Source organism: Streptomyces sp. NPDC047117, assembly GCF_040643545.1.
Classification (GTDB): Bacteria; Actinomycetota; Actinomycetes; order Streptomycetales; family Streptomycetaceae; genus Streptomyces.
In genome coordinates, this window is sequence record NZ_JBEYUN010000013.1 from 130,402 (window position 1) to 156,354 (window position 25,953).

Annotated in this window: 29 protein-coding genes; 15 read left to right on the plus strand and 14 right to left on the minus strand. The window is 72.4% G+C overall.

The window, feature by feature from the left end:
• The first annotated feature begins 212 nt into the window (after positions 1-212).
• Positions 213-1,133 (plus strand): dihydrodipicolinate synthase family protein, encoded by a 921-nt coding sequence (locus tag ABZ840_RS24690; protein WP_361562303.1) that lies wholly within the window; start codon positions 213-215, stop codon positions 1,131-1,133.
• A gap of 51 nt (positions 1,134-1,184) precedes the next feature.
• Here the strand turns inward: ABZ840_RS24690 and ABZ840_RS24695 are convergent, their stop codons facing one another.
• Complete coding sequence (locus ABZ840_RS24695) at positions 1,185-2,060, minus strand: MEDS domain-containing protein (protein ID WP_361562305.1); 876 nt, start codon at positions 2,058-2,060, stop codon at positions 1,185-1,187.
• A gap of 315 nt (positions 2,061-2,375) precedes the next feature.
• On the opposite strand from ABZ840_RS24695, the gene ABZ840_RS24700 reads away from it, so the two are divergent.
• From ABZ840_RS24700 to ABZ840_RS24710, 3 genes are all read left to right on the plus strand, one after another.
• Positions 2,376-2,915, plus strand: a complete 540-nt coding sequence (locus ABZ840_RS24700) for a hypothetical protein (protein WP_361562306.1) — start codon at positions 2,376-2,378, stop codon at positions 2,913-2,915.
• Between the two features lie 129 nt (positions 2,916-3,044).
• Entirely contained in the window at positions 3,045-3,569 is a 525-nt protein-coding gene (locus ABZ840_RS24705) for a hypothetical protein (RefSeq protein WP_361562307.1), read from the plus strand.
• A gap of 110 nt (positions 3,570-3,679) precedes the next feature.
• Complete coding sequence (locus ABZ840_RS24710; RefSeq protein WP_361562309.1) at positions 3,680-4,369, plus strand: TetR/AcrR family transcriptional regulator; 690 nt, start codon at positions 3,680-3,682, stop codon at positions 4,367-4,369.
• Between the two features lie 28 nt (positions 4,370-4,397).
• Here the strand turns inward: ABZ840_RS24710 and ABZ840_RS24715 are convergent, their stop codons facing one another.
• The 8 genes from ABZ840_RS24715 to ABZ840_RS24750 form a co-directional block, all read right to left on the minus strand.
• Positions 4,398-6,005, minus strand: a complete 1,608-nt coding sequence (locus ABZ840_RS24715; RefSeq protein ID WP_361562310.1) for an FAD-dependent oxidoreductase — start codon at positions 6,003-6,005, stop codon at positions 4,398-4,400.
• A gap of 57 nt (positions 6,006-6,062) precedes the next feature.
• Positions 6,063-7,031, minus strand: coding sequence for a diiron oxygenase (locus tag ABZ840_RS24720; protein ID WP_361562311.1), 969 nt, complete (start codon positions 7,029-7,031; stop codon positions 6,063-6,065).
• Between the two features lie 112 nt (positions 7,032-7,143).
• Positions 7,144-8,658 (minus strand): NAD(P)/FAD-dependent oxidoreductase, encoded by a 1,515-nt coding sequence (locus tag ABZ840_RS24725; RefSeq protein ID WP_361562313.1) that lies wholly within the window; start codon positions 8,656-8,658, stop codon positions 7,144-7,146.
• Positions 8,659-9,024: 366 nt separating this feature from the next.
• Positions 9,025-9,720, minus strand: a complete 696-nt coding sequence (locus ABZ840_RS24730; RefSeq protein ID WP_361562314.1) for an HAD-IA family hydrolase — start codon at positions 9,718-9,720, stop codon at positions 9,025-9,027.
• Positions 9,721-9,812: 92 nt separating this feature from the next.
• Positions 9,813-10,550 (minus strand): phosphatase PAP2 family protein, encoded by a 738-nt coding sequence (locus tag ABZ840_RS24735; protein ID WP_361562316.1) that lies wholly within the window; start codon positions 10,548-10,550, stop codon positions 9,813-9,815.
• Positions 10,551-10,615: 65 nt separating this feature from the next.
• Complete coding sequence (locus ABZ840_RS24740; RefSeq protein WP_361562318.1) at positions 10,616-11,551, minus strand: M56 family metallopeptidase; 936 nt, start codon at positions 11,549-11,551, stop codon at positions 10,616-10,618.
• Positions 11,552-11,686: 135 nt separating this feature from the next.
• Positions 11,687-12,250 carry a DUF5134 domain-containing protein gene (locus ABZ840_RS24745; RefSeq protein ID WP_361562320.1) on the minus strand — a complete coding sequence of 188 codons (564 nt, stop codon included), beginning with the start codon at positions 12,248-12,250 and terminating at the stop codon, positions 11,687-11,689.
• A gap of 178 nt (positions 12,251-12,428) precedes the next feature.
• Positions 12,429-12,821, minus strand: a complete 393-nt coding sequence (locus tag ABZ840_RS24750) for a VOC family protein (protein ID WP_361562322.1) — start codon at positions 12,819-12,821, stop codon at positions 12,429-12,431.
• A gap of 170 nt (positions 12,822-12,991) precedes the next feature.
• Between ABZ840_RS24750 and ABZ840_RS24755 the strand changes: the two genes are divergently transcribed.
• Entirely contained in the window at positions 12,992-13,534 is a 543-nt protein-coding gene (locus tag ABZ840_RS24755; RefSeq protein WP_361562323.1) for a GNAT family N-acetyltransferase, read from the plus strand.
• Between the two features lie 43 nt (positions 13,535-13,577).
• On the opposite strand, the gene ABZ840_RS24760 is transcribed toward ABZ840_RS24755, so the two are convergent.
• From ABZ840_RS24760 to ABZ840_RS24770, 3 genes are all read right to left on the minus strand, one after another.
• Entirely contained in the window at positions 13,578-14,261 is a 684-nt protein-coding gene (locus ABZ840_RS24760; RefSeq protein WP_361562325.1) for a glycerophosphodiester phosphodiesterase family protein, read from the minus strand.
• A gap of 89 nt (positions 14,262-14,350) precedes the next feature.
• Positions 14,351-14,476: a hypothetical protein gene (locus tag ABZ840_RS24765; RefSeq protein ID WP_351598893.1), complete on the minus strand. Its 126-nt coding sequence runs from the start codon at positions 14,474-14,476 to the stop codon at positions 14,351-14,353.
• Positions 14,477-14,554: 78 nt separating this feature from the next.
• A complete protein-coding gene (locus tag ABZ840_RS24770; RefSeq protein ID WP_361562326.1) occupies positions 14,555-15,307 on the minus strand; it encodes a PadR family transcriptional regulator in 753 nt (250 codons plus the stop codon).
• Positions 15,308-15,547: 240 nt separating this feature from the next.
• Here ABZ840_RS24770 and ABZ840_RS24775 point away from each other — a divergent pair, with 240 nt between their 5' ends.
• The 4 genes from ABZ840_RS24775 (at position 15,548) to ABZ840_RS24790 (ending at position 19,707) form a co-directional block, all read left to right on the plus strand.
• Positions 15,548-16,945: a DUF6421 family protein gene (locus ABZ840_RS24775; protein WP_361562327.1), complete on the plus strand. Its 1,398-nt coding sequence runs from the start codon at positions 15,548-15,550 to the stop codon at positions 16,943-16,945.
• A 29-nt stretch (positions 16,946-16,974) separates the two neighbouring features.
• Positions 16,975-17,739, plus strand: coding sequence for an SDR family oxidoreductase (locus tag ABZ840_RS24780; RefSeq protein WP_361562329.1), 765 nt, complete (start codon positions 16,975-16,977; stop codon positions 17,737-17,739).
• Between the two features lie 68 nt (positions 17,740-17,807).
• On the plus strand, positions 17,808-18,914 hold the full coding sequence (locus ABZ840_RS24785) for a low specificity L-threonine aldolase (protein WP_361562525.1): 1,107 nt from the start codon (positions 17,808-17,810) through the stop codon (positions 18,912-18,914).
• 97 nt (positions 18,915-19,011) lie between these two features.
• Positions 19,012-19,707: a phenylalanine--tRNA ligase beta subunit-related protein gene (locus tag ABZ840_RS24790; protein ID WP_361562331.1), complete on the plus strand. Its 696-nt coding sequence runs from the start codon at positions 19,012-19,014 to the stop codon at positions 19,705-19,707.
• Between the two features lie 2 nt (positions 19,708-19,709).
• Here the strand turns inward: ABZ840_RS24790 and ABZ840_RS24795 are convergent, their stop codons facing one another.
• A complete protein-coding gene (locus ABZ840_RS24795; protein ID WP_361562333.1) occupies positions 19,710-20,423 on the minus strand; it encodes a lysophospholipid acyltransferase family protein in 714 nt (237 codons plus the stop codon).
• Between the two features lie 309 nt (positions 20,424-20,732).
• Between ABZ840_RS24795 and ABZ840_RS24800 the strand changes: the two genes are divergently transcribed.
• The 6 genes from ABZ840_RS24800 (at position 20,733) to ABZ840_RS24825 (ending at position 25,359) form a co-directional block, all read left to right on the plus strand.
• On the plus strand, positions 20,733-21,077 hold the full coding sequence (locus ABZ840_RS24800) for a thioredoxin family protein (protein ID WP_361562334.1): 345 nt from the start codon (positions 20,733-20,735) through the stop codon (positions 21,075-21,077).
• Between the two features lie 98 nt (positions 21,078-21,175).
• Positions 21,176-21,256 carry a putative leader peptide gene (locus ABZ840_RS24805; protein ID WP_361562527.1) on the plus strand — a complete coding sequence of 27 codons (81 nt, stop codon included), beginning with the start codon at positions 21,176-21,178 and terminating at the stop codon, positions 21,254-21,256.
• A gap of 53 nt (positions 21,257-21,309) precedes the next feature.
• Positions 21,310-21,819, plus strand: coding sequence for a flavin reductase family protein (locus tag ABZ840_RS24810; protein WP_361562336.1), 510 nt, complete (start codon positions 21,310-21,312; stop codon positions 21,817-21,819).
• Positions 21,820-22,030: 211 nt separating this feature from the next.
• Positions 22,031-22,816 (plus strand): electron transfer flavoprotein subunit beta/FixA family protein, encoded by a 786-nt coding sequence (locus ABZ840_RS24815; RefSeq protein WP_103835402.1) that lies wholly within the window; start codon positions 22,031-22,033, stop codon positions 22,814-22,816.
• Between the two features lie 75 nt (positions 22,817-22,891).
• Positions 22,892-23,854: an electron transfer flavoprotein subunit alpha/FixB family protein gene (locus ABZ840_RS24820; RefSeq protein WP_361562338.1), complete on the plus strand. Its 963-nt coding sequence runs from the start codon at positions 22,892-22,894 to the stop codon at positions 23,852-23,854.
• Between the two features lie 221 nt (positions 23,855-24,075).
• Complete coding sequence (locus ABZ840_RS24825) at positions 24,076-25,359, plus strand: aldolase/citrate lyase family protein (protein ID WP_361562340.1); 1,284 nt, start codon at positions 24,076-24,078, stop codon at positions 25,357-25,359.
• Between the two features lie 21 nt (positions 25,360-25,380).
• Here ABZ840_RS24825 and ABZ840_RS24830 read toward each other — a convergent pair whose 3' ends face one another.
• Positions 25,381-25,950, minus strand: a complete 570-nt coding sequence (locus ABZ840_RS24830; protein WP_361562342.1) for a rhodanese-like domain-containing protein — start codon at positions 25,948-25,950, stop codon at positions 25,381-25,383.
• Positions 25,951-25,953: the final 3 nt, after the last annotated feature.

A 25,953-nucleotide genomic window follows, 5' to 3' on the forward strand; every position in this document is an offset into this window, starting at 1 on the left:
TCGGCCAGCGGTTGATATCCGGAGCACGCTAGGACCGGGGGTGAGGGGTGTCAACGACGCCTCCCCGTCCGCTCCGTCGGCGCTCGCGGCCTGACGTGCCCTCAGGGGTGCCCCCTCTCCCGCTCATTGACGCCGCTCAGAGGGCGGCTTTACGCTCCCGCTCAACAGGTCGGACAGCGTTCGAAATATCGAACGCAACCAGAGAGGCTCCCATGCTGACGACGCCCCTGAGCGGTGTGATCCCGGTCGTCCCGACGGTCTTCGACGACGAGGAGGAGCTGGACCTCGCCGGACTGACCCGGGTCGTCGACTACCTCATCGACGGCGGCGCCGACGCGCTGTGCATCCTCGCCAACTACTCCGAGCAGTTCTCGCTGACGGACGAGGAGCGCGACCGGGTGTGCCGCACGGTCCTCGAACACACCGCGGGCCGCGTCCCGACGGTCGTGACGACCAGCCACTACAGCGCCCGCGTCGCCGCCCGCCGCGGCAAGGAGGCGCAGGCGATGGGCGCCGACATGGTGATGCTGATGCCGCCCTTCTTCGGCGCCACGATGGCGGTCCCCGAGGCGGCGCTGACCGACTACTTCACCACCGTGGCCGCCGCCACCGACCTGCCGCTCATGGTCCAGGACGCCCCCATGTCCACCACTCCGCTCCCCGTCGGCGTCCTCGTCCACCTGGTCAAGGAGGTGCCGCAGCTGCGGTACGCCAAGATCGAGACGCCCGGCGCCGCCGACAAGCTCCGCACCCTCATCGCCGCCGTCGGCGACCGGCTGGAGGGCCCGTTCGACGGCGAGGAGGCGGTGACCCTCATACCGGACCTGGACGCCGGCGCGGTCGGCACCATGTCCAGCTCGACGGTCCCCGACCGGCTCGGCCGGATCGTGCGCCGCTACCACGCGGGCGACCGGGAGGGCGCGGTCGAGGACTGGGAGGCGCTGCTGCCGCTGATCCACTTCGAGAACCGCCAGTGCGGGCTGCGCGCACAGAAGATCCTGCTCGTCGAGGGCGGCGTCATCGGCTCCGACCGCACCCGCGCCCCCTTCGGCCCGGTTCCGCCCGAGACCCGCGAGAGTCTCCTCGAACTGGCCCGCCGCCACGACCCGTTGGTACTGCGCTGGGGACGCTGAACACCCGCCGTCTCCCCGGCCCGCCGCCGGCCTGCGGGGGAGACGGCGGCGTCAGGAGTCGCGGTCCTCGATCAGGGTGACGTGCCTCAGGTAGTGGCTGCCGAGCCGGGCGAGCAGGGTGGCCTGATGGCGGCCCAGCCGTACCTCGATCCGCTTGTGCCGGGCGTCGGTGGCCAGGTTCAGCAGATCGGAGGCGCAGCCCACGCTGAGGAAGTACAGCCGGGACAGGTCCACCACCAGACGGCCTTCGGGCGGCCCGCCCGTGAACGCCTCGCGCAGCGAGGCCAGCCAGTCGCCCCGGGTCGCCAGGTCGGCGTCGCCGATGAGCCGGACGCGCCCGGCCGTGTGCAGCGCCCGCAGCATGCCGGGCGCTTCCAGCAGGTCGTGCGGGTGGGCCGCGCGCACGGCATCGAGCACCGCCGGCTCGAAGGCACCGGAGTCGTACGCGCAGACCTCGCTGTACGGGCGTGCTGTGAACAGATGCGCCGCGTTCGCCTCCCCTGCCAGCACCTCCTCCAGGTCCGCGCCGAGGTCGGCGATCCAGTGCATGTCGCTGAACGTGCGCAGCCCGGAGTAGCGATGCGCCAGCGCCCGCTCCGTCTCCTCCTGGATGCGCTGCCACTGGCGGGCGGCGGTGAAGCGGGGCGCGGGGTGGAGCAGCCTGCGCATGCTGGAGAACTCCAACTGCCCCCGCGCGCACACGAGGTCCAGCGAGGGGCCGTTCTCCTCCAGGCGCGTACGGGCTTCATCCGGCCCGGTCTGCGGCGCGGGACAGACGAGCACCCGCTCGCCGCGCTCCAGGCCCCGCCACACGTAGGCGGCCACCAGATCCCATGCCGGCCGTGCCGCGTACCGGCAGAACGCGTGGTCCCCGGAGCGCATCCGCTGTACGGGCAACGTGCCGTGGCGTCGCTGCTCCCCGGCCATCACCCGTCGCCTTCCGTCGCGCCGCCGTCCGGAGCGCACCCATGTCACTGCCGCAGCGAACATAGGCGAACCGGTCCGTGCCGCGGCGGCTCTGGGCAGCAACTGCATGGGTGTGCAGCGCAACCGACCGGCTGAGCCCACATCGGACCGGTCCGCTGCCGAATATCCACCGAAGCTGTCGCCCACCTGCCTGTGGGGCCTCTGCGGAGCGGACCGCTCCGCCGCGCAGCCGGACGATCCGCCGCGCGGCGGAACGATCCGCGTCCTGTGGCCGATCCGGTGGCGGCGGGCCCCGGGGAAAGGGACCATCGGTGCGTGACGGATTCGCGACCGCTGCTCCTGCTCGACGTCGACGGCCCGCTCAACCCCTGGCTGGCGCCGGAGACGCGGCGCGCCACCGGCTACGCCACGCACCGGATGCGGCCGCCGGGCTGGGAGCCGCCGCGTGATCCGCTGCTCGTACGGCTCAATCCCGCGCACGGTCCGGCCCTCCTCGCCCTCGGCTGCGAACTGGTGTGGGCCACCACCTGGAAGGACGCGGCCAACACCTGGATCGGGCCGGTCCTCGGCCTGCCCCCGCTGCCCTACCTCGACTGGCCCGACGGACACCACGCGGACCCCTCCGGCGTGCACTGGAAGACCCGGCACCTGGTGCGCAGCGTGGCGGGCCGCCCCTTCATCTGGGTGGACGACGAGATCGGCCGGCCGGACCGGCGCTGGGTGGCCCACCACCACACCGGACCCGCGCTGCTGTACCGCGTCGACGCGGCAGTGGGCCTGCTGCCCGAGGACTTCGACGCCCTCGCCGCCTGGGCCGCGCGCCCGGTGCCCGGGCGGGCACCGGACGAGAGCTGACCGCCGTCCGCCGGGCGCGGGCCCATTGACCGGCGGGGCGCCGCCCCATACGTTCGTCCCTCCCCCCTCTGCCCTCCCCCCTCTGCCCCGCGCCGCTCCCGAGTGGTGCGCCGCCCGAAGGAGGCCCAGGTGTCCGTCACCATCTGTTCCCTGCTGTGGGACGCGAACCGGCACGGCGCCGGAACCCAGCGGATCTCGTACGGCAGCGACGGCTATCACCTCGTCCGGTTCCCGTACGGCGAGTCGGACGAGAGCTACGACCCGTGGCGCATGCACGACCCGGCCAACGGCGGCGGCTCCGCCTCGGCCTTCCCCGACGCGCGCTCCGGACTGATCTGGCCCAGCCACGAGGGCTGGGGCGTGCTCTCCGCGATGGTCTTCTGGGCCGCCGACTCCCGCCCGAACGAGTACCGCGCCCGCTTCGTCCGCGACCCGCTGAACACCGGCAGCGGCTACGACTCCACCGCCACCACCGACACCTGGAAGACCGGCGGCGGCCAGTACAAGACCTACATGTGGCAGATCTTCGTGCACCCCGGCACTCCGATCGGCCTGAAGATCTCCGCGCGGGGGAGCGGTGACACGAAGGTCGCGGTCCCGATCACGCACGCCCAGTTCAAGCTGGCCATACACACGGACGTGAAACGGCCCTGAAGGGCGCACTTCTCCGCCGAACACCTCACCTGGCTGCGCGGTCATGGCTGCAGCCGGCCCCTCCGCCGCCGGGTGCGTTCGCGTCCGCAAGTGGTCGATATCCTGGCGTGATGGCTGAGACAACCGGCGGTGAGCCGCAGATCGACGGACGCTCCACCCGCTGGGACGGGCACAAGGCGCAGCGCCGGATGGAGTTGGTGGATGCGGCGGTCGCGCTGATCGAGGAGGAGGGCGCGCCGTTCCGGGTGCAGCGCCTGGCGGAGCGCGTCGGGCTGTCGCGGTCGGTGCTGTACCGGCACTTCAAGGACCGTGCGGGCCTGGACGAGCTGATCCGGCGCCGCGTGGTGCAGTCGTTCATGCGGCGGATGGAGCCCACGCTCAGCTTCGAGGGCACCATCGAGGAGTCCGTGCAGCGGGTGGTGGGCGCACACCTCGACTGGGTGGCCGAGCACCCGCGCCTGTACGCCTACATGGGTGTCGGCGAGCACGCGATGGGTGACGGTTCGTTGGTGGCGGACACCAAGACGGCCATCGCGCTGATGCTGAGCGAGCGGTTCGGGGAGGTACTGAAGGCGCTCGGGGTACCGGACGCGCGGATCCGGTCCGTCGCGGTCGGCATCGTGGGGTTCGTGGACACCTCCGTCAACCAGTGGGTGCGCGATCCTCAGCGCGAGGTGTCCGAGGACGAGTTGCGGGCGATGCTGTGCCGCTCGGTGTGGGCGGTGCTGGACGCGACGCTGCGGGATCTGGGCGTCGAGCTGTCCCCGCAGCAGAAGGTGTCGGCCCTGGAAGGGGCTTGACGTCTGCGGCCTCAGGGGGCCGGCCGCGTCAACCGCACGCCGCCGCAGTGCCGTTCGCCGCGCGACGCAGGGACTCCGTGTCCGTGAGCTTCACCCGCGGGCGGCCCTCCGCCTCGCCCGCCGCTCGCTCCGCGCGGTCGATCGCGCGCCAGGCGTCCAGGCCCAGCGCATCCACTGCCACGCCGGCGCCGGCGGCCGGCCCGGCGAGGCGGCCGCCTGCGAAGTCGTCAAGGAGGGACTCGACCGTCTCGTGGGCGCAGGTCTTGTTGGTGCCGATGAAGCCGGTCGGGCCGCGCTTGATCCAGCCGGCGACGTAGACACCGGGCTCGACCCGGCCGTTCTCGTGCGGGACGGTCGCGCCGGCCTCGTCGAAGGGCAGGCCGGGGACGGGGCGGGCCCGGTAGCCGACCGAGCGGAGGACCAGACCGGTCTCCAGGGACTCCGTGTCGCCCGTGGGGCGTGCGCGGACCGTGCCGGTCTCATCGGTGTGGAGGGTCGTGGGCGTGATCTCCAGGGCGTCGACCGAGCCTTCGCCCGTGAGGCGGACCGGGCTGGTCAGGAAGCGCAGCACGATGCGGCGCCGGCCCGCCACCGGTTCACGGGCCGCCAGGTCGGACAGCAGGCGGGTCTTCTCGGTGGCGTCCGGAGCCAGGCCCTCGGGCCAGCCCTCCACCCGTACGTCCACGTCCTTCAGCGCGGAGAGCGCCAGGAGTTCGGGCACCGTGAACGCCGCCTGGGCCGGACCGCGGCGGCCGAGCAGGACGACCTCGCGGACCTTGCTCGCGCGGAGTGCGGCGAGCGCACGGTCGGAGATGTCGGTGCGGGCCAGGGCTTCGGGGTCGGCGGTCAGGATGCGGGCGACGTCCAGGGCCACGTTGCCGTTGCCGATGACGACGGCCCGCTCGGTGTCGAGGGAGTACGTGTCGTGCGCGCGGTCGGGGTGGCCGTTGTACCAGGCGACGAAGTCCGTCGCGGAGACGCTGCCGGGCAGGTCCTCGCCCTCGATGCCGAGGCGCTTGTCGGTCGCCGCGCCGACCGCGTAGATCACCGCGTGGTGCTCGCGCAGCAGGTCGGCGTGGGTGAGGTCCGCGCCCACCTCGACCCCCAGGCGGTAACGGAAACCGGGCTGGGACTCGATGGCCCGGAACAGCTCGGTGACCTGCTTGGTGTCCTGGTGGTCCGGTGCGACGCCGGCCCGCGCGAGTCCGTACGGGGTCGGGAGTCGGTCGTAGACGGTGACGCGCACGCCGGGGTGGCGCAGCAGCTCGTCGGCCGCGAACAGGCCGGCCGGACCGGCGCCGACGACGGCGACGCTCAACTCGCCTGCCGGGAGGCTGCGTTGCTTGGGCAGTACGTACATCGGCGCGCGATCGTCGTGCGGATTCTCCTTGTAGTACGAGGCGTTCAGCTCAAGGAAGGGCAACTCCGCCTCGCCGAGCGCCGTGTGGGGCTTGAGCGCGTCCACCGGGCAGGCGGTCGTGCAGGCGCCGCAGTCCACGCAGGTGCGCGGATCGACGTACAGCATCTCGGCGGTCCCGAAGCCGGGTTCTCCCGGCGCGGGGTGGATGCAGTTGACCGGGCAGGCCAGCACGCAGGAGGCGTCGGCGCAGCAGGATCGGGTGACGACGTACGGCACGGCGGGCTGGTCTCCGTTCGGGTGTTCGGTGAAGGGTGGTACGCGGCGTGCGGGCGCTCAGTCGGCGTGCACGGCGGGCTCGCCGCGGAAGCGCGCGGGGCGGCCGCCGATGCGCAGGGCCCGCCACACCGGGCGGGACACCTTGTTCATCAGGCCGATCTCCTCGGCCAGCATCCGCACGTCGGAGAAGAGGTTGCGGAGCATCTTCTCGCCGGCCTCGGACTTCCAGAAGACGTCCTTGATCACCCAGGCCGGGATGCCGACCTCCGCGGCGGACTTCCGGTCGGGGATCATGATGACGTCGCACAGCACGCGCATGATCACCGGGAAGAGGACGGACAGGGCGCCGCGGCGGGCCTTGCCGTAGTTCGGGACGCGCAGCCGCAGGAACTCGTGGGCGAAGGAGATGTGCCGGGCCTCTTCGGCGATGTGGATCTGCATGATCCGCTGCGGGAGCGGGTGCACCGGCTCACCGCTGCGCAGCGCCCCCTTCTGCAGGTGGTCGATGGGCTCCTCGCCGGCCAGGATGCCGGTGAAGAACGCCTCGGGGTAGATCGAGCCGAACAGCGGCAGTACGCGGCTGAGCTGACGGAACCAGCGCTTGCCGCCCGCGGTGTTCACGCCGGTGCGGTTGACCAGCTCCTGGAACATCTGGGTGTGGTGGGTCTCTTCGGTTATCTCGTGCGTGAGATACCGGAACTCCTGGTTGCGGTTGTCCAGTTGATAGATGTAGTCGAGCGCTCCGCGCATCAGCAGGTTCTCGAACTGCATGCCCACCTTGGCGATGACCGCCCAGCGCCAGATCCCGATCCGGATCTGCGTCTCCAGCGGCTGCTCCTGGTACCAGGGGTGGGCGCCCAGGGCGTCCGCCGAGGTCAGCACCCAGCGCGGGTCGCTGGTGTCCACGGCGAACTCGGGGTCGTCCCACTTGATGTCGGTGAAGGCGTTGAAGTTGACGTTGACGGAGCCCTCGGACAGAGTCCGCAGGCGCTCGTCGTACACCTTCCGGGTCAGGTTCGCAGACATCTTCGTCCTCGATTTTTTTGGGGGAGATGCGTGATGCGGGTGTGCGTGGATGAATCCGTGTGGGTGTGCGTGCGGGGTGTGCCCGGACCTGCCGGCCGGACACACCGGGCCGTCAGGCCGCGCGGGTCGTTTCCGGGGTCTCGGCGGCCGCCGCGGCCGTACCGGTCGCCTTCTCGAAGCGCAGCGGCCCGTCCTCGATGGGGGCCTCCTGGAGCATGGCGCGGTCGCGGTAGTAGTTGTTCCACAGCCGCCACGGGTCGCGGGTGCCCTGGCGCGGCATGACCTCGTTGGCCCGGGCGATGTAGCCGGACGTCAGTGCCTCGCCCATGACGGAGAACTCGGAGCGGTCGCCGTCGGAGGCCACCGGGGTGGCGATGTCGTGGCCGTTGCGGCGCATGTGGGCCAGCAGGCGGGCCGTGTAGTCGGCCGCGAGGTCCGCCTTGAGGGTCCAGGAGGCGTTGGTGTAGCCGATGACGAGCGACATGTTGGGGACGCCCTCGAGCATGACGGCCTTGTAGAGGACGCGGTTCTTGACGTCCACGGGTTGGCCGTCGACGGAGAGGTCCATGCCGCCCATGAGGCGGACGCTCAGGCCGGTGGCGGTGACGATGATGTCGGCCTTCAGCTCCTCGCCGGACTTCAGGCGGATGCCGTCGGCGGTGAAGGTGTCGATGTGGTCGGTGGCGATCGCCGCCTTGCCGCTCTTGAGCACCTTGAACAGGTCACCGCCGGGGACCACGCAAAGGCGCTGGTCCCAGGGCTTGTAGTGCGGGCTGAAGTGACGCATGTCGACGCCCTTGCCGGCCTGCGCCCGTACGAGGCCGAGCAGCGCCTTGCGGGCCAGGCGGGGGTACCTGCGGCAGAAGGCGTAACTTCCGCGCTGCAGCGCGATGTTGCGGGCCCGGACGACCTTGTACGTGAGCCGGGCCGGGGCGTGCACCTTCTGCAGCACGGAGGTGAGCGGGTCGACCTTGGGCAGGGTGAGGATGTAGGTGGGCGAGCGCTGCAGCATGGTGACGTGCGCGGCCTCGTCGGCCATCGCGGGCAGCAGCGTGATGGCGGTGGCGCCGGAGCCGATGACGACCACGCGCTTGTTCTTGTGGTCGAGGTCCTCCGGCCAGTGCTGCGGGTGGACCAAGGTGCCCTGGAAGTCCTCCTCGCCGGGGAACTGCGGGCGGTAGGGCCGGTCGTAGTCGTAGTAGCCGGTCGCGCCGATGAGGTAGCCCGCACTGTACGACTCGCGCTCGCCGGTGGCCTCGTCCTCGACCTCCACGTCCCAGCGGCCGGTGCGGTGCGAGAAGTCGGCGCTGATCGCGCGGCGGTTGAAGCGGATGCGTTCCAGCACGCCGCGGTCGGCCGCGGCGTCCTCGACGTACTGCCGGATCTGCGCGCCGTCGGCGAGGATCCGCGCGTCGCGCCAGGGGCGGAAGCCGAAGCCGAAGGTGGGCATGTCGGAGTCGGAGCGGATCCCGGGGTACTGGAAGAGGTCCCAGGTGCCGCCGACCCGGGCGCGACGCTCGAGCACGACGAGCGACGCGCCGGGCTCGTCGCGCAGGACGTGGGACGCGGCACTGATGCCGGATATGCCGGCGCCGATGACCAGGACGTCGACGTGCTGCTGCTCCATGTGCGGAGGTCCTAACTCTCGCTCGCGGGGCCCTGGTCGAGACAGGTGCGGGGCCGCCGCCGCTCGGGACACTGACGACTGTTCACGTGTTCACGCGTGGTTCCACAGCTGTTGCGTTCCCGCAATTTACCTGCGACACGCTGTTTCAGATACCGCCGGTAACGTGATGTGGGTCACGTTTCGCGGCGTGGGATGCCCGACCAGCGCACGGGCTTCGGGGGCTGTGGGGAAGGGCTGATGCTGATGGTTTGCTGACCCGCAATGTGGCGAGGCGTCCCTCACCTGCGGAAACAACCCGGACGTGAAAAGGCCCAGGCCTCCCGGGAGGCCTGGGCCCTGTCGAAGCCCGGTCGACCGGGACCGGGCTCAGTCGACCAGACCGAGCACCGGGCGCAGGCCGTCCGGGCGTTCGGCGGCCGGGAGGTGGTCGACGGGGAAGTAACCGCAGCCGAGCGCCCGGGCGCCGCCGTCCGCGTGCCGGTCGTCGCCGACCATCAGGACGTCCTGCGGGGCGAGCCCCAGCTCCCGGCAGGCCAGTTCGAAGAGGCGCGGGTCGGGCTTCTGGATGCCGTGCTCGTAGGAGAGCACGTACGCGTCGATCAGCGGGGCCAGTCCGTGCGCCCGCAGTACCGGCCGCAGGTCCCAGCCGATGTTGCTGACCACCCCGGTCGCCACGCCGCGCTCGCGCAGCCCGCGCAGCACGTCGGCTGCGTCCGGGTACGGCGCCCAGGCGGCCGGCGACTTGTGGCGGACGTACAGCGTGTCGTACAACTCCTCGGCCGGCAGCGGCACCTGGCGGGCGAGCGCGGTGTACAGCTCGCGGTGGTGCTCCGCCGTACGGTCCCGGATGCGCCACAACTCCGCCAGCCCGTCGGGCAGCCCCTCCGGGGAGGACCCGCCGGGCAGCGCGCCGGCGCGGTCCAACTCCCGCGCCGTGTGGGCGAATGCCTCCTCCGTCATGGTGATACCGGTCTCGTCCAGCGCGCCGCGCAGCCACGAGGTGACCGGCTCGATCCGCAGCAGCGTCCCGGAGAAGTCGAAGAGCACACCCTTGTACGCCATGACCACATCCTGACCCGTCCGGCGCCCCGGACCAAGCACGACCGCCGTGGCGGGCCGCTGCACCGACGCAACACACCCGCCGCGGTGGACGGTCAGTCCTGGCCGGGTGGCGCGGGCGTCGCCGCCGCTGACGCGAGGCGCGTGTACAGGCCCGCCGCCACGGCCACCAGGGCGGCGCCGAGGAGCCAGCCGGCCAGGACGTCGGAGAGCCAGTGCACGCCCAGGTAGAGGCGGGTGGCGCCGACGCCGAGCACGGACACCACGGCCACCGCGCCCACCACCCGCAGCCACGTCACGGGCGCGCCGCGCTCGCGCAGCACCCACAGCACCAGTCCGGCGGCGACCATGGCGGTCATCGCGTGCCCCGAGGGGAACGCGGCGTAGTGCGCCGAGTCGACCGGGTCCGGCCAGACCGGGCGCGGGCGGTCCACCGCGGCCTTGACGCCCTGCTGCAGCAGCGTCCCGGCGACGGACGTGGCCGCGACCCAGGCCGCGAGGACGCGCACCCCGCACCACAACAGCCACCCCACCAGCACCACCAGCGCCGCGCGCATGGTCCAGGGGTCCCACACCCAGTCGCTGAGGATGCGGTTCACCGCGGTCCAGTCCGGCGAGGTGCGCGCGACCCGGTGCAGTTCCCCGGCGACCGTCCGGTCCGCGTGCATCAGCGGTGGCCAGCGGACGATCACGAGGACGGCGAGCGCCACGGCCACCGCGGCGAGCCATCCCGCGGCGCGGAGCGCCCGCGCGCTGGTCGCGGGCCCGGACGGCACGGCGGGCCCGGAGGCCCTGTCGATCCCGGAAGACGACGGAGGCGACGGAGATCCCATGCCCCGATCCTGACGGAACGACCCCGGTCAGGGCCACTCTTGGTGGCGCGCGTCGTTCGCCGCCGTCACGTGAGGGCGCTCAGCCCCGGTACGAAGGTGACGAGCAGCGGGACGACCGGCACCAGTGCGGCCATGGCCGTCATGCCCAGGCGACGGCCCGGGGTGAGCCGGGGCGCGGGGGAGAGCAGCCGGTCGACGCGCGCCGGGACCTGCGCGCACTGGGTCGGGGTGGGGCCGAAGACCCCGCGGTCCTCGTTCAGTTCGACCAGCGCCAGGGCGGTCGTGAGCCGTCCGAAGCGCCGGGAGGCGATGTCGTCGGCGGACAGTTCCACGAGCCGGTGCACCTGGTCCTGGAACGCGGCGAAGACCGGTACCTGCGGAAAGCCGACGGCCAGCGCCGCCGCGCAGTGCAGCAACAGGTGATGGCGGGCACGGGCGTGGCCCTTCTCGTGCGCGATCACCGCGTCGAGCTGCTGCCCCTTCAGGCGGCGCAGCGCGGCGGTGGTGACCACCAGCTGGGGCGAGAGGCCGGGCAGCCACCACGCCTCGGCGCGGTCGCCCTCCAGCACCACCATCGGGTCGCCGGTCCGCTCCTCGCCGGGCAGCAGCGGGGAGCGCAGCGCGACATCGGCGCGGTGCCGTTTGCGGCGCGCCCGCGCGGCCCGCACCTCTCGGGTCAGCACGACGGCGGTCCATGCCCCGCCGCAGGCGAGGAGGACGGCCAGCGGCGCGGCCCAGGAGCCGTACGCACCGAGCGCGTACGCCTCGATGACGCCGCGCGGGGCGAGCGCGAAGACGTTGCCCCGGACGGCCTCCCAGGCAGCCGCGGCACTCAGGGACATGGCCAGCACACAGCACAGCAGCACACCGGCGACCACGCACTGCCAGACCCAGAGGGCGAGCACCGGTTCGCGGTCGGGCCAGCTCGCACGGGCCATCAGGCGCGGCGCCACTGCCGCCGCCAGCGCGCCGAGGAGGATCAGCGCGAAGGGGACCATCATGGCCGTCACTTTATGAGCGGGAGGCTACTGAGAGGTACGGTCTCGCCCAGAGAGTGACGCATACCACCGGCAGTTGAGGTGTGAGGTGCTCGGGAGAGCCGCCACGGCTCGCCGCGGGCTCCGCACCGCCGCGCCTCACACCGCCAGCAGCATCGTGAACATCCCCATGCTCATGGCCGTCCGGCAGGCGCTCAGCAGCTCGGGCCTCGGCACGGCCGCCACCCCGCCGCCCGGCGCGCTCCCCGCCGCCAGCACGGCGGGGGCCGGTATCAGCCGGAGGCCGGACGCGACGGCGTGCGCGGCGTAGTAGGCGAGCAGCAGGCCGGTCAGGACGGGTATGCCGCCCGCCCCGCCGTGGGCGCCGTGCCCGGTACCGGCCGGCACCGCCGTCATCGCCAGCGCCATGTAGACCATGGCGAGCGAACCCACGGCGTGGTGACGATGGCGGGCGGCGACCGCCCACACGCCCGTCGCCCCGAAGACCCCCACGAAGACCCATGCCGTCCAGCCCGGCACGGGCACGGCCGAGGCGGGCAGCGCCATCACCCCCATGCCCAGCGCCATCACCGCCTCGCCGCGCGCCCGCCCGCGCAGGCCCGCGTCCCGCTCCGTCCCCGCCCGCGAGCGCACGAGGCAGTACATGCCCGCCGCTGCGCACAGCACGACCAGCAGCCAGCCGGCCGTCACCGGTCCGTGCACGGTGTACCTCCCCCTGGAGCACCTACGGACCGCGCGCGCCGGATCTCCGGCGCGAACGATCTCTTCCGCTCGCAGGATGCCCATCGGGAACCTGCTTCACGGGAGCGCACAGGCGCACTAGGGAGCGCGTGTGCGAATGGCCGTCGGCCGCCGGGTCTCCGCCGGCCGACGGCTCGGGTCAGATCCCCGGCCGGTACCGGATCGGGTGGTCCGCCGGGACTTCGGTGAGGACGATCCGGTGGCCGTCGGGGTCGGCGATCCACATCTCGATCAGCCCCCACGGCTCCTTGACCGGCGGCCGGAGGATCTCCACGCCGTTCGCCACCAGCTCCTCGTGGGCCGCGGCCGCGTCCGCGACCTGGAGCCAGAGCTGGAGCGTCGGGGTGGGCGGCTCCTCGGACCGGCCCGAGACCTCCAGGAAGCCGCCGCCGAGGAAGTACACGACCCCGCGCTCGGGCCCCGTACCGAACTCCCGGTACACGGGAAGGCCCAGCGCCTTGCCGTAGAACTCCCGCGACCGCTCGGCGTCGGCCGGCCGCACCAGCACTCTGCTGCTCAGTACCTGCACCATGGCACGGACCCTAAAGGTTCCCGGGCTCGGGGAACACGGCGGCGTGCGGGTCCGCCCCCTTGTTAGCCTCGACACCACCGGGCGCCACGCCCGCCCGGCGCGCAGCCACCGGGCCGTCCGCCCGGCGCGTACCCCCGGCCCGCCCGCCCCCGAGAGGACCCCCGCCCGTCATGGCCACCACGCCAGCCCCCGAGCTGACCTTCCGACCCGCCACCGCGTCCGACGTCCCCGCCCTCGTCGAGCTGATCGAGTCGGCGTACCGGGGCGACGCCAGCCGCGCGGGCTGGACCACGGAGGCGGACCTGCTCGCGGGGCAGCGCACCGACCCCGAGGGCGTCGCCGCGGTGGTCGAGGCCGAGGGCAGCCGGCTCCTGGTCGCCGAGCAGGACGGCGAGCTGGTGGCCTGCTGCCAGCTCGAACACCGCGGGGAGCACGCGTACTTCGGCATGTTCGCGGTGCGCCCCACCCGCCAGGGCGGCGGCCTGGGCAAGGTCATCATCGCCGAGGCCGAGCGCCTTGTGGCCGAGGAGTGGGAAGCGCGCGAGATGCACATGACGGTCATCCGGCAGCGCGCCGAGCTGATCGCCTGGTACGAGCGCCGCGGCTACGCGCGCACCGGCCGGATGACCCCGTTCCCGTACGGCGACGAGCGGTTCGGCATCCCGCAGCGCGATGACCTGGAGTTCGAGCTGCTGGTCAAGAAGCTGGCCTGACGCGGGTCGGGAAGCCGGCCCGACGGGGCCCGCGTCGCGGCCGTCATGCCGTGAAGCGCGTCGCCCGGCGGATCTCGGGGAAGTCGGTGATCACGCCGTCCAGGCCGAGTCCGCGGGCGATCCGCAGCTGGTCGTGGGTGTTCACGGTCCAGGCGAGCACCCGCAGGCCCGCCGCGTGCGCGCGCTCGGTCAGCTCCAGGGTGAGCCGCCGGATGTTCAGCGAGACGTACCCGGCGCCCACCGCCTGCGCCCGGTCCACCACGTCCTTGCCGTACCGGCTGGCCACGAGGCCGGTGCGGACGTCCGGCAGCAGCGCGCTGACCGCCGCCAGCGCCTCGTCGTGGAAGGAGATCACGTCGACCCGGTCGACGAGGTCCCGCTCGCGCAGCACGTCGGCCAGCGCGCGGGCCGCCGCCACGTCCTTGATCTCGGCCTGCAGCGGCGCCTTCACGGCCTCGACGACCTCTTCGAAGACGGGGATCCGCTCGCCCTCGCCCGCGTCCATCTCACGCAGCGCGGCGAGGGTGTGGTCGGCGATCGGCCCGTGCCCGTCCGTCGTACGGTCCACCTCCGCGTCGTGCATGACGACGAGCGCACCGTCCTTGCTGAGGTGCAGGTCCAGCTCGATGAGGTCGAGCCCCTCGTGTTCGGCGCGGCGGAAGGAACGCAGGGTGTTCTCCGGCTCCACGCCCATGACCCCGCGGTGTCCGATGGTCAGGAAGGACAAGGCTGCCTCGCTTCTGTGGCTGTCGGCTGTGGCTGGCAGTACGGCACCGGCAGCCGGCTGGGGCACGGCTGCCGGAAACGGCGGCCAGCCTAACGGGCCACGCTGACGGCGAAGGGAACACCGGATGTCGTCGCGGCGTGCCCCGCGCGGGCGCTCGCGACGCCCAGCACAAGACCGGTGATGACGGCGGCGACCAGTACGGCACGGGTGCTCACGCGGGGTGTCTCCCTCGTCGGCGGGCGGTGCGGAGAGCACCTGTCTTATCCGGGCGGGGCGCGGGGCCGCGAATCCGGTCACCCGTGCGTGGGCGCGTCCTCCGCGTGCTGACGCCGGGGCGCCGGCGGCGCGCTCCGGCCCCGGCCGTCCGCCGCCCGCCGGGCCCCTTCCGGCGTCCCGCACCCCAGCCGTTCCAGGTCGGCGAGCATGGCCTCGGCCAGCTCCAGCTCGGCCAGATGCTGCCGCTCGCTCCAGCCCAGCGCGACGCGCGGGAAGTCGCCCTCGCGCTCCGCCCCGATCCCGGAGAGCGCCTCCCGCACCTCCCGCAGCGCGGCCCGGGTGCGGTCGCGGTGCCGCTCCACGAGGGTGCGCAGGGTGCCGGGCACGGCGAGGTGCCCCAGCCAGATGCGCAGGACGAGCGGGTGCTTGAGGACCGGCGGGCCGCAGTCGTGGGTGCTCTCCGCCCAGGCGGTGAGCGCGTCCCGGCCGTCCGGGGTGATGGTGTAGCGGCGCTTGGCCCGCGGTTCCTCCGGGCCCGAGCGCCGGGAGGTGACCAGGCCCAGCTCCTCCAGGCGGCGCAGTTCGGCGTAGATCTGGCTGATGGCCGGCGACCAGTAGAAGAAGCGGAGCGAGGCGTCGGCCCACTTCTTGAGGTCGTAGCCGGTGCGGTCGTCACGGAAGGAGAGCAGCCCGAGCACCGCCCAGGCGGTGACGGGAAGTCGCGGGTACGTGGTGGCCCCCTGGTGGCGGTGCGGCGTGCTGGTCCGGCCATCTTGGAGGCGCGGCGGGGCGGCGCGGTCGCGGAGCCCGAAGATCGCGTCTTTCCGCACGGTCCTGAGCGGCCGCTGATCGTGCGATGAGCGGATGACGACCGGTTCCGTCCGGTCCCGGTACGGCTGTCACCCGAATGGCCGGGTAGGACAGAAAACGCCGAGGAGCGGCCCGATCGCAGGAAAAACATCTCCGGCAACGGGGGTACGGCAGGATGATTTCCTTCGTACCCCCTTGAGAGTCCGAAGCCTCCCTGGTTACGGTGTCCCCACCACACGATCTCCTGCCGGAGGGCAGTCATGACGGAAATTCTTTCGCCTGTGAGTGTCCAGGCGGGTACCTCGACCGCTGAGCGCGTCGTCGAGCACGCGGCCTGGCCGGTCCTCAAGGACGCGGTCGAGGCCCTGCGGCCCTGGCAGTCCGGCGACGGCTCCATCGACCTCGGCGCCGAGGGCGCGCCCGCCGCCGAGGCCGTCCGCCGCGAGGTGGACCGCGCCATAGCCGCGGTCGAGGCGCTCTCCCCGCTGCTGCCGCACGACGCCGCGTACCACCGCGCGCTCGTCGCCGATCTGCGCCGCTGGGCCGACGGCGGCTTCGGGGTGCCGGACTTCCTGGACTCGCTGCTCGCCTTCCAGCCGGCGCGCGGCCGCGAGGACGGCCTCCAGCACCTGGTCGTCTTCCCGATGTACACCCAGAACGGCAACCCGGACCGCAACTTCGAGGCCGTCGTGCTGCGCATGGTCTGGCCCGAGTGGCTCGCGGACCTGGAGCGCACGCGCTACGACAACCCGCTGTTCTGCGGCATCACCTTCGAGGACTTCACCGCCGGGTACGACACCAACTCCGCGGTGCTCTTCCCCGAGACCATCGCCGTGCGGGAGGCCCCGGAGCGCTTCAGCTGGGGCGGCATCTTCTGCGACCGCGAGGCCGCGCGGTTCCGCCGGGTCAGCGAGGCCGCCGTGGAGGTGCTGGGCATCGAGCTGCCGGACGACGTCCGGGCGATGCTGTCCGACCAGGACCGGTGCCAGGAGGCGTTCGTCCTGTGGGACATGGTCCACGACCGTACGCACAGCCACGGTGACCTGCCCTTCGACCCCTTCATGATCAAGCAGCGGCAGCCGTTCTGGATGTACGGCCTGGAGGAGCTGCGCTGCGACCTCACCGCCTTCAAGGAGGCCGTGAAGCTGGAGGCGGAGGGCCTGCCGCAGGCCAGGGACGTGCAGTACGCGGTGATCTTCGACCGGATGTTCCGCTTCCCGGTCACCGGTGACCGCGTGAAGAACTACGACGGCCTCGGCGGCCAGCTCCTCTTCGCCTACCTGCACCAGCACGACGCCGTGCGCTGGACGGACAACACCCTGCACATCGACTGGGACCGGATCCCGCAGGTGACGCAGGAGCTGTGCGGCGAGATCGAGAAGCTCTACCGCGACGGCATCGACCGGCCCAAGCTGGTCCACTGGTTCGCCGCCTACGACCTGGTCTCCACCTACCTCGCGCCGCACCCCGGCTCGGTCTGGGCCAAGGGTCCCGACGCCCTGGACCTGAGCCTGCCGCCGCGCAAACTCGTCGACGAGGTGCTTCCGGACGAATTCCCGCTGAGCATGTTCTATGAGGCCCTGCGCAAGAAGCTCCGTGAGGTGATTGCCTCCACCAAGGGCATCACGGCCGGTACAGCGGCCGGAGCGGCGGCGTGAGCGCGGACGAGAAGCAGCGGGAGGCGGAGATGACTACGACTTCGACCGGTAACCAGGGCGTGCTGGACGGCGCGGTCGTCGCGGTGGCAGGCGCGGGCGGCCCGGCGGGCCGGGCGGCGCTGCTGCGGCTGGCCGAGGCGGGGGCCACGGTCGTCGCCTCGGACGCGGATGCGGAGCGGCTGGCCGAGGCGGTGGACGCCGCGCGGTACGCGCACGGCGGCGCGACCGTCACGGGCGACACCGTCGACCTGCTGGACCTGGCCGCCACCCGGGAGTGGGTGGACCGTACGGAGAAGGAGTTCGGCCGGATCGACGGGCTGGTGCACCTCGTGGGCGGCTGGCGCGGCTCGGCCTCCTTCGCCGAGACCGACCTCGCCGACTGGGACCTGCTGGAGAAGCTGCTGGTCCGTACCGTCCAGCACACCTCGCTCGCCTTCGAGGGGGCGCTGCAGCGCAGCGGGAACGGCCGCTACCTGCTGATCAGCGCGGCCGGCGCGAGCAAGCCGACGGCCGGGAACGCCGCCTACGCCGCGTCGAAGGCCGCGGCCGAGGCCTGGACCCTGGCGCTGGGTGACGCCTTCCGCAAGGCCGGGGGCGAGAGCGGACCGCGTGCGGCGGCTGCGATCCTGGTGGTCAAGGCGCTCGTCAACGACCGGATGCGCGCCGAGCGACCGAACGCCAAATTCGCGGGCTTCACGGACGTGACGGAGCTGGCCGAAGCCGTCGTCGGCGTCTGGGACCGGCCCGCCCGGGAAGTGAATGGACAGCGTCTGTGGCTGACCCCCAAGCCGTGACCGAGGCAGTGACCGAGGCCGTAGCGAAGGCCGTGACCGAGGCCGTGGGCCCCGCCGTGCGCGAAGCGGTGGGCCGGGCGGAGCGGGCCACGGAATCCGCCGCCGGCACCGGCAGGACCGACGCACGGCGCCACCACGACCCGTCGGTGCGCGGCTTCGCCAGCGACAACTACGCCGGCACGCACCCCGAGATCCTCGAAGCGCTCGCCCTCGCCAACGGCGGTCACCAGATCGCCTACGGCGGGGACGAGTACACCGAGAATCTCCAGCGCGTCATCCGCAGCCACTTCGGGCCGACCGCCGAGGCCTTCCCGGTCTTCAACGGCACCGGCGCCAACGTCGTGGCCCTCCAGGCCGTGACGGACCGCTGGGGCGCCGTGATCTGCGCGGAGTCCGCGCACATCAACGTCGACGAATGCGGCGCGCCGGAGCGGGTCGGCGGCCTGAAGCTGCTGACCGTCCCCACCCCGGACGGCAAGCTCACCCCGGAGCTGATCGACCGCGAGGCGTACGGCTGGGACGACGAGCACAGGGCCATGCCGCAGGCCGTGTCGATCACGCAGAACACCGAACTGGGCACGCTCTACACCCCCGACGAGATCCGGGCCATCTGCGAGCACGCCCACGAGCGCGGCATGGTCGTCCATCTCGACGGCTCCCGGATAGCCAACGCCTCGGCGTCGCTGGACGTTCCCATGCGGGCGTTCACCAACGCCGTGGGCGTGGACGTCCTCTCGCTCGGCGGCACGAAGAACGGGGCGATCTTCGGCGAGGCCGTGGTCGTCATCAACCCCGACGCCGTGCGCGCCATGAAGCACCTGCGCAAGCTGTCGATGCAGCTGGCCTCCAAGATGCGCTTCGTGTCGGTGCAGCTGGAGGCGCTGCTCGCCAAGGACCTGTGGCTGCGCAACGCCCGGCACGCCAACACGATGGCGCAGCGGCTGGCCGCCGGGGTGCGCGCCGTCGACGGCGTGGAGATCCTCTACCCGGTCCAGGCCAACGCCGTCTTCGCGCGGCTGCCGCACGACGTGAGCGAGCGCCTGATGAAGCGCTACCGCTTCTACTTCTGGGACGAGGCGGCCGGCGACGTCCGGTGGATGTGCTCCTTCGACACCACGGAGGACGACGTGGACGGGTTCGTCGCCGCGCTCCGCGAGGAGATGGGCAAGCCCTGACCCGTACGGGCTGGGAATCACCCCTGACGCGGTTCAGTGGACTGTACTGTAAAGGTCAGTTTGCTGAACCGCGTCCGTGCGTGCTGGAATGCCGGGCATGAGTATTTCCGTCACCGTCTCCGACGACGTCCGGGCGCTGGCCCCCGGCTTCGCGCACCTCGTGGTCGAGGCCCGCGACCTGGTCAACGGGCCCAGCGACGAGGCCAGTTCGGCGCTCCTCGACGAAGCCGCCGCCCGGCTCGCCGTACGGCTCGGCGGTGCGCCCCCGCAGGACGAACCGCACATCGCCGCCTGGCGCGCCGCGTACACCGCCTTCGGGGCCAAGCCCTCGCGCACCCGTAATTCCGCCGAGGCGCTGGCCCGGCGCGCGCTGACCGAGGGCGGCCTGCCCCGTGTGAACCGTCTCGTCGACGTCTACAACGCGATCAGCGTCGCGCACGCCGTCCCGGTCGGCGGCGAGGACCTGGACCGCATCGAGGGCGACATGCGGCTCGTACGCGCCACCGGGGACGAGCCCTTCGAGACGGCCGCGGGCGGCGAACAGGTCGTCGAGCACCCCGAGCCGGGCGAGGTCGTCTGGCGGGACGCCGCCGGTGTCACCTGCCGCCGCTGGAACTGGCGGCAGGGCGTCCGCACCCGCCTCACCGAGGACTCCACCCGCGCGCTGTTCCTCCTGGAGCGCATGGCGCCGATGTCCCTGGACGCGCTGGAGGAGGCGGGTGCCGAACTCGCCGAGACGCTGGAGAAGTTCTCCCCGGGCGCGCGCATCCAGCTCGGCGAGATCCGCCGCTGAGGTCAGCTCACCGCGCGCGGTGCGGGTGCCGTGCCGCCCAGGTGGGCCGGTACCCACCAGGTGTCCTCCGGGCCCCTGGGGCGTACGGGGTAGGTGCGCTGGGCCGCCTCCAGCAGGTCCTGCACCCGGGTGCGCAGCCGGTCGGTGATCTTCTCCGGCTGCTCGTCGGCGGGCGCCTCGAGCGGCTCGCCGACCCGGATCGTGATCGGGAAGTGGTTCCGGCCCAGGTCGCGCTTGTGGCCCTTGGTCCACAGCCGCTGGGTGCCCCACAGCGCCATCGGGAGCAGCGGCACGCCGGCCTCCTGGGCCAGCCGGGCCGCGCCGGACTTGAAGTTCTTCAGCGTGAAGGACTCGGAGATGGTGGCCTCGGGGAAGACCCCGATGATCTCGCCCCCGCGCAGCGCGCTCAGCGCGTGGCGGTAGGCGTGCACGCCCTGGGAACGGTCGACCGGTATGTGCTTCATGGCGCGCATCAGCGGGCCCGAGACCTTGTGCCGGAAGACGGAGTCCTTCGCCATGAAGCGCACCAGCCGCTTCGCGGGGCGGGCCGACAGGCCGCAGAAGACGAAGTCCAGGTAGCCGATGTGGTTGCTGACGAGGACCGCGCCACCGCGCCGCGGGATGTTCTCCGTGCCCGCGATGTCGAACTTGAGGTCGAGCGCCTTGAACGCCGTCCGGGCGAAGCCGATGACGGGCGGATAGACGAGCTCTGCCATGTCGGGGGTTCCCCTTCTGTGTGCCTGGGGAGGGGTTCTCCCGGCGGGAAGTTACGCGGCCGTAGCCTTGCGGCTTTCGGGAGATCGTGCCCGAAGAAGGCCGCAGTGGCCACCGCCGCGCCGCTTCGGGACGGGAGATCCTCGTCACGTCATGGTGCGGGGGTCACCGCACATCTACCCCGCGCGGCCCGGCGCCACGGCACCGCGCGGGCATCCGTCCCCTCGGGAGCGGGCCGCCGGGAATGACCGCCGGCCTGCCTACGCTGGTCCAGAAGTACGTGAGGGACGCGCGGCGACGGAAGGCCGAAGGTGGCAGGGCAGGCAGCAGGACAGCAGGGACCGGAGCGGCTGACCGCGGAGCGGATCGGTGCCGGGCTGGGGGAGCGGGCCACGCTCGTGCAGTTCTCCAGCGCGTTCTGCCAGCCGTGCCGTGCCACTCGCCGCACTCTGGAGGACGTCGCCGGGATGGTGCCCGGCGTGACCCACGTCGAGGTGGACGCCGAGGCCCACCTCGACCTCGTACGCGAGCTGCGCATCGACCGCACCCCCACCGTCCTGGTCCTGAACGGCGCCGGCGCGATCGTCCGCCGGGCCGCGGGGCAGCCGCGCAAGGCGGACGTCATCGCGGCGCTGGGTGCCGCCGTGGACTCGTGACGCCCGCGACGACGTGCTCCTTTGCACGCTGCGTGATTGTTGTCGCACCTGCCGGTGAGCACTTGACTGCATCACGCACGCATCGTCAGTCTGACGTCATGCGGCCTGACCCCCTTCTGTACGGACGCGCCCACGTGGACCTCCTGCGCACTGCGAGCGCGTGCTGTCCGGGCGAGTGAGCAGCGACGACAGCACCGCTCCGGCACGTACGCCACGGCAGAAGGACTCGTTCATGACCGTCTCGCCCGACCTCGCCGCACCACAGCTGGCCTCTCCCGAACTGCTGCGCTCGGTCTTCCGGCAGCACGCGGCGGGGGTCGCCGTGATCACCGCGCAGGGCAGCAGCGCCCCCGTCGGCTTCACCGCCACCTCCCTCACCTCCGTCGCCGCCGAGCCGCCCCTGATCTCCTTCGGGGTGGGCACCGGCAGCTCCAGCTGGCCCGTCGTCGCGGAGGCGGAGTACGTCGGCGTCCACATACTCGGCGAGGACCAGCAGGAGCTGGCCGCCACCTTCGCGCGCAGCGGCGCCGACCGCTTCGCCGCGCCCACCTCCTGGCGCACCGGCCCCCAGGGCGTGCCGGTCCTCGACGGCGTGCTGGCCTGGATGGTCGGCCGGGTCGTGGCGCGGGTGCCCGCGGGGGACCACCGGATCGTGCTCGCCGAGGTCGTCGTCGGGGATCCGACGGGCCACGGCAAGCCCTTGCTGTACCACCAGGGACGGTTCACCGCCCTACGTGATTGACGCCCCGTCCGGCGGCCCCGACACGCCAGGTCGGGGCCGTTGTCAAGGTCACAGTTCGACGAGCTTGATATCGGGGATACGCATAGGTGTACTGGCGAGTAATATTTCGGTCGGCGCGGGGACGCGCACCCGACCGGGAGCCGCCCCAACAGGCGCCTATGCTGCCAGCACAAGGCAGTTGTGAAGCGACGAAGCAGGTAGGAGAGCCGGCGTGAGCCTGAGGATCGTTGTCTGTGTGAAGTACGTGCCCGACGCCACCGGCGACCGGCACTTCGCCGAGGACCTGACCGTCGACCGCGACGACGTGGACGGTCTGCTCTCGGAGCTGGATGAGTACGCCGTCGAGCAGGCTCTCCAGATCAAGGAAGCGGCCGACGACGCGGAGATCACCGTGCTCACCGTCGGCCCCGAGGACGCGAACGACGCGATCCGCAAGGCGCTGTCGATGGGTGCCGACAAGGGCGTGCACGTCGAGGACGAGGACCTGCACGGCACCGACGCCGTGGGCACCTCCCTGGTGCTGGCCAAGGCCATCGAGAAGACCGGCTACGACCTGGTCGTCTGCGGTATGGCCTCCACCGACGGCACCATGGGCGTGCTGCCGGCGATGCTGGCCGAGCGCCTCGGTGTCCCGCAGGTCACCCAGCTCTCCGAGGTCTCCGTCGAGGACGGCACGGTCAAGGGCCGCCGCGACGGCGACACCGCCACCGAGCAGCTGGAGGCCGCGCTCCCGGCCGTCGTGTCGGTCACCGACCAGTCCGGCGAGGCGCGTTACCCCTCCTTCAAGGGCATCATGGCCGCGAAGAAGAAGCCGGTCGAGGAGCTGGAGCTCGACGACCTGGACATCGACGCGGACGAGGTCGGTCTGGAGGGCGCCTGGACCAAGGTCGAGGACGCCACCGAGCGCCCGGCGCGCACCGCCGGCACGATCGTCAAGGACGAGGGCGAGGGCGCCAAGCAGCTCGCCGAGTTCCTCGCGGGCCAGAAGTTCATCTAAGGCCCCTGCGGCCGGGGTGCGTCCCCGGCTCGGTCGCCCCTCAACCGCATCGTCTTTTCGCAGGAGTGCAATCCCATGGCTGAAGTCCTTGTCTACGTCGACCACGTGGACGGCGCCGTCCGCAAGCCGACCCTCGAACTGCTCACCCTCGCCCGCCGCATCGGTGACCCGGTCGCCGTCTCCCTCGGCAACGGCGCGGCCGACACCGCCGCCGCGCTCGCCGAGCACGGCGCGGTCAAGGTCCTGACCGCCGACAACGCCGAGTTCGCCGACTACCTGGTCGCCCCGAAGGTGGACGCGCTCCAGGCCGCCGTCGAGGCCGTCTCCCCGGCCGCGGTGCTGCTGCCCTCCTCCGCCGAGGGCAAGGAGATCGGTGCCCGCCTGGCGATCCGTATCGGCTCCGGCATCATCACCGACGCCGTCGACCTGGAGTCCGGCGACGAGGGCCCGGTGGCCACCCAGTCGGTGTTCGCCGCCTCCTTCACCACCAAGTCCCGCATCACCAAGGGCACCCCGGTCATCACCGTCAAGCCCAACTCCGCCGCCGTGGAGGCCGCCCCGGCCGCCGGCGCGGTCGAGGCCCTCGCGGTGACCGTGGCCGACGCCTCCAAGGGCACCAAGGTCGTCTCCCGCACCCCGCGCGAGTCCACCGGCCGCCCGGACCTGACCGAGGCCGCGATCGTCGTGTCCGGTGGCCGCGGTGTCAACGGTGCGGAGAACTTCCCCGTCATCGAGGCCCTGGCCGACTCCCTCGGCGCGGCCGTGGGCGCCTCGCGCGCCGCGGTGGACGCGGGCTGGTACCCGCACACCAACCAGGTCGGCCAGACCGGTAAGTCGGTCTCCCCGCAGCTGTACATCGCCGCGGGCATCTCCGGCGCGATCCAGCACCGCGCGGGCATGCAGACCTCGAAGACCATCGTGGCCATCAACAAGGACGCCGAGGCCCCGATCTTCGAGCTGGTCGACTACGGCGTCGTCGGCGACCTCTTCGACGTCGTCCCCGCCCTGACCGACGAGATCAAGACCCGCAAGGGCTGACCCGTCCCACGGCACGTCACCGGGCCCCGTACGCGTACGCCGCGTACGGGGCCCGGTGTGTGCGAGGGGCGCGAAGTGCGCGCGGCGACAAGATGGGTGTTGACCTGGACAGACGGCGCGGATAGCTTCGCTATGCGGAGTTTTGCTTCCATGAAGCGGAACTTACGCGACTCTTTAGCGAACCTCGGGACGGAAACGTCCCCTTATCGGGAGGGTGTCGAATGCCGCAGCAGGAGCCCGTGGCCACGAGCCTTGCGAGCACCGTACGCGAGGAGATCGGAACCGCCCTGGCAGCGGTCGACGCGGACCTCGCGCGGCGTTACCCGGGCGACCCGGGCACCCGCCAGCCCGTCCACACGGTCTACGTCCCCGGCGACATCTTCGCCGCCGACACCATCCGCTCCTGGGGCGAGGCCGCGCGCACCGCGCTGGACGAGCACGCCCCGGACGCCGCCGCGCTCGCCTCCGTCCTCGGCATCTCCGACGAGCTCGCAGGCCCCGTGTACGACCGCGTACGGGCCAAGCTGGAGCGCGAGCCCATCGAGGACCTGCGCGTCGACTTCGAGGACGGCTACGGCAACCGTCCGGACGCGGAGGAGGACGAGGCCGCGGCCCGCGCCGCCGCCACCATCGCCGCCGGGTACCAGGACGGCACCGCGGCCCCGTACATGGGCATCCGCATGAAGTGCATGGAGGCCGCCGTCCGCGACCGCGGCATCCGCACCCTGGACATCTTCCTCACCGGCCTCATGAAGGCCGGCGGCCTCCCCGAGGGTCTCGTGCTCACCCTCCCCAAGGTCACCTACGCCGAGCAGGTCACCGCCATGGTCCGGCTGCTGGAGGCCTTCGAGAAGGAGCACGGCCTGGAAGCGGGCCGGATCGGCTTCGAGATCCAGATCGAGACCACCCAGTCGATCCTGGGCGCCGACGGCCGGGCCACCGTCGCCCGCATGATCGAGGCCGCCGAGGGCCGCGCCACCTCGCTGCACTACGGCACCTTCGACTACAGCGCCTCGTGCGGCGTCAGCGCGGCGTACCAGTCGCTGGACCACCCGGTGGCCGACCACGCCAAGGCCGTCATGCAGGTGGCGGCAGCCGGTACGGGGGTCCGGCTGTCCGACGGTTCCACGAACGTGCTCCCGGTCGGCGCCACCGCCCAGGTCCACGACGCCTGGCGGCTCCACCACGGCCTGGTCCGCCGCTCGCTGGCCCGCGCCTACTACCAGGGCTGGGACATGCACCCGGCCCACCTGCCGACCCGGTACGCGGCCGTGTACGCCTTCTACCGCGAGGGCCTGGAGCAGGCCGCCGCGCGCCTCGCCGCGTACGTCGCCAAGACCGGCGGCGCCGTGATGGACGAGCCCGCCACGGCCAAGGCGCTCAGCGGCTACCTGCTGCGCGGCCTGGACTGCGGCGCCGTGGACACCGCCGAGGTCGCCCGGCTGACCGGCCTGACCCGCGCGGACCTGGACGGCCTCGCGGGACGGCCGACCCGGGCCGGGTGACCCTGGTCCCCGTACGGGGCGTCAGCCGCCCAGCTCGGCCAGGGTGGCGGACAGTTCGGCCCGCGGCGCCCGGTTGTGCGGCAGCTTCGCCAGCAGCCGGGCCATGCCGCAGGTGTCGGTGACGGCCGAGAGAACCAGTCCGCCGGCGATGCCGGCCGACAGCAGCCGGGCGGCGGGCCACCGCCGGCCGGCGAGCAGGCCGCTCAGGACCAGCCCGCCGGCGGCCAGCCGGACCTGGCGTTCCATGGCCCAGACGGTGCGCGCGTCCGCCGGGCGCCGCACCTCCAGGCCGTGCCGCAGCCAGTCCTCGGTGCCGCCGGTCAGGGTGGCGGCCGATACGTCCCGTTCGGCGAGCTCGGCGCAGGCCCGCGCCGACCGGTTGCCGGAGGCGCACACCATCAGCAGTTCGGCCCGCGACGCCGCGCTCCGCAGCGCGGGCACGGCCTCGTCGATCCGGTCCAGCGGGACGTTGTACGCGCCGGGCAGATGGCCCGCCGCGTATTCCCCGGGCGTCCGCACGTCGATGACGGTCAGTTCGCCGAGCCGCGCGTCGGCCTGCTCGACGGTGAGAGCGGTGGGGGTGGAGGTCATGGG

Excerpts from the sequence above, each read along its gene's own strand:
- ABZ840_RS24790 (WP_361562331.1), top strand. The coding sequence starts at position 19,012 with ATGAGTATTTCCGTCACCGTCTCCGACGACGTCCGGGCGCTGGCCCCC.
- ABZ840_RS24725 (WP_361562313.1), bottom strand. The coding sequence starts at position 8,658 with ATGGAGCAGCAGCACGTCGACGTCCTGGTCATCGGCGCCGGCATATCC.
- ABZ840_RS24695 (WP_361562305.1), bottom strand. The coding sequence starts at position 2,060 with ATGGCCGGGGAGCAGCGACGCCACGGCACGTTGCCCGTACAGCGGATG.
- ABZ840_RS24795 (WP_361562333.1), bottom strand. The coding sequence starts at position 20,423 with ATGGCAGAGCTCGTCTATCCGCCCGTCATCGGCTTCGCCCGGACGGCG.
- ABZ840_RS24730 (WP_361562314.1), bottom strand. The coding sequence starts at position 9,720 with ATGGCGTACAAGGGTGTGCTCTTCGACTTCTCCGGGACGCTGCTGCGG.
- ABZ840_RS24780 (WP_361562329.1), top strand. The coding sequence starts at position 16,975 with ATGACTACGACTTCGACCGGTAACCAGGGCGTGCTGGACGGCGCGGTC.
- ABZ840_RS24825 (WP_361562340.1), top strand. The coding sequence starts at position 24,076 with ATGCCGCAGCAGGAGCCCGTGGCCACGAGCCTTGCGAGCACCGTACGC.
- ABZ840_RS24820 (WP_361562338.1), top strand. The coding sequence starts at position 22,892 with ATGGCTGAAGTCCTTGTCTACGTCGACCACGTGGACGGCGCCGTCCGC.
- ABZ840_RS24750 (WP_361562322.1), bottom strand. The coding sequence starts at position 12,821 with ATGGTGCAGGTACTGAGCAGCAGAGTGCTGGTGCGGCCGGCCGACGCC.
- ABZ840_RS24775 (WP_361562327.1), top strand. The coding sequence starts at position 15,548 with ATGACGGAAATTCTTTCGCCTGTGAGTGTCCAGGCGGGTACCTCGACC.
- ABZ840_RS24720 (WP_361562311.1), bottom strand. The coding sequence starts at position 7,031 with ATGTCTGCGAACCTGACCCGGAAGGTGTACGACGAGCGCCTGCGGACT.
- ABZ840_RS24805 (WP_361562527.1), top strand. The coding sequence starts at position 21,176 with ATGCGGCCTGACCCCCTTCTGTACGGACGCGCCCACGTGGACCTCCTG.
- ABZ840_RS24735 (WP_361562316.1), bottom strand. The coding sequence starts at position 10,550 with ATGGGATCTCCGTCGCCTCCGTCGTCTTCCGGGATCGACAGGGCCTCC.
- ABZ840_RS24755 (WP_361562323.1), top strand. The coding sequence starts at position 12,992 with ATGGCCACCACGCCAGCCCCCGAGCTGACCTTCCGACCCGCCACCGCG.
- ABZ840_RS24810 (WP_361562336.1), top strand. The coding sequence starts at position 21,310 with ATGACCGTCTCGCCCGACCTCGCCGCACCACAGCTGGCCTCTCCCGAA.
- ABZ840_RS24740 (WP_361562318.1), bottom strand. The coding sequence starts at position 11,551 with ATGATGGTCCCCTTCGCGCTGATCCTCCTCGGCGCGCTGGCGGCGGCA.
- ABZ840_RS24710 (WP_361562309.1), top strand. The coding sequence starts at position 3,680 with ATGGCTGAGACAACCGGCGGTGAGCCGCAGATCGACGGACGCTCCACC.
- ABZ840_RS24690 (WP_361562303.1), top strand. The coding sequence starts at position 213 with ATGCTGACGACGCCCCTGAGCGGTGTGATCCCGGTCGTCCCGACGGTC.
- ABZ840_RS24830 (WP_361562342.1), bottom strand. The coding sequence starts at position 25,950 with ATGACCTCCACCCCCACCGCTCTCACCGTCGAGCAGGCCGACGCGCGG.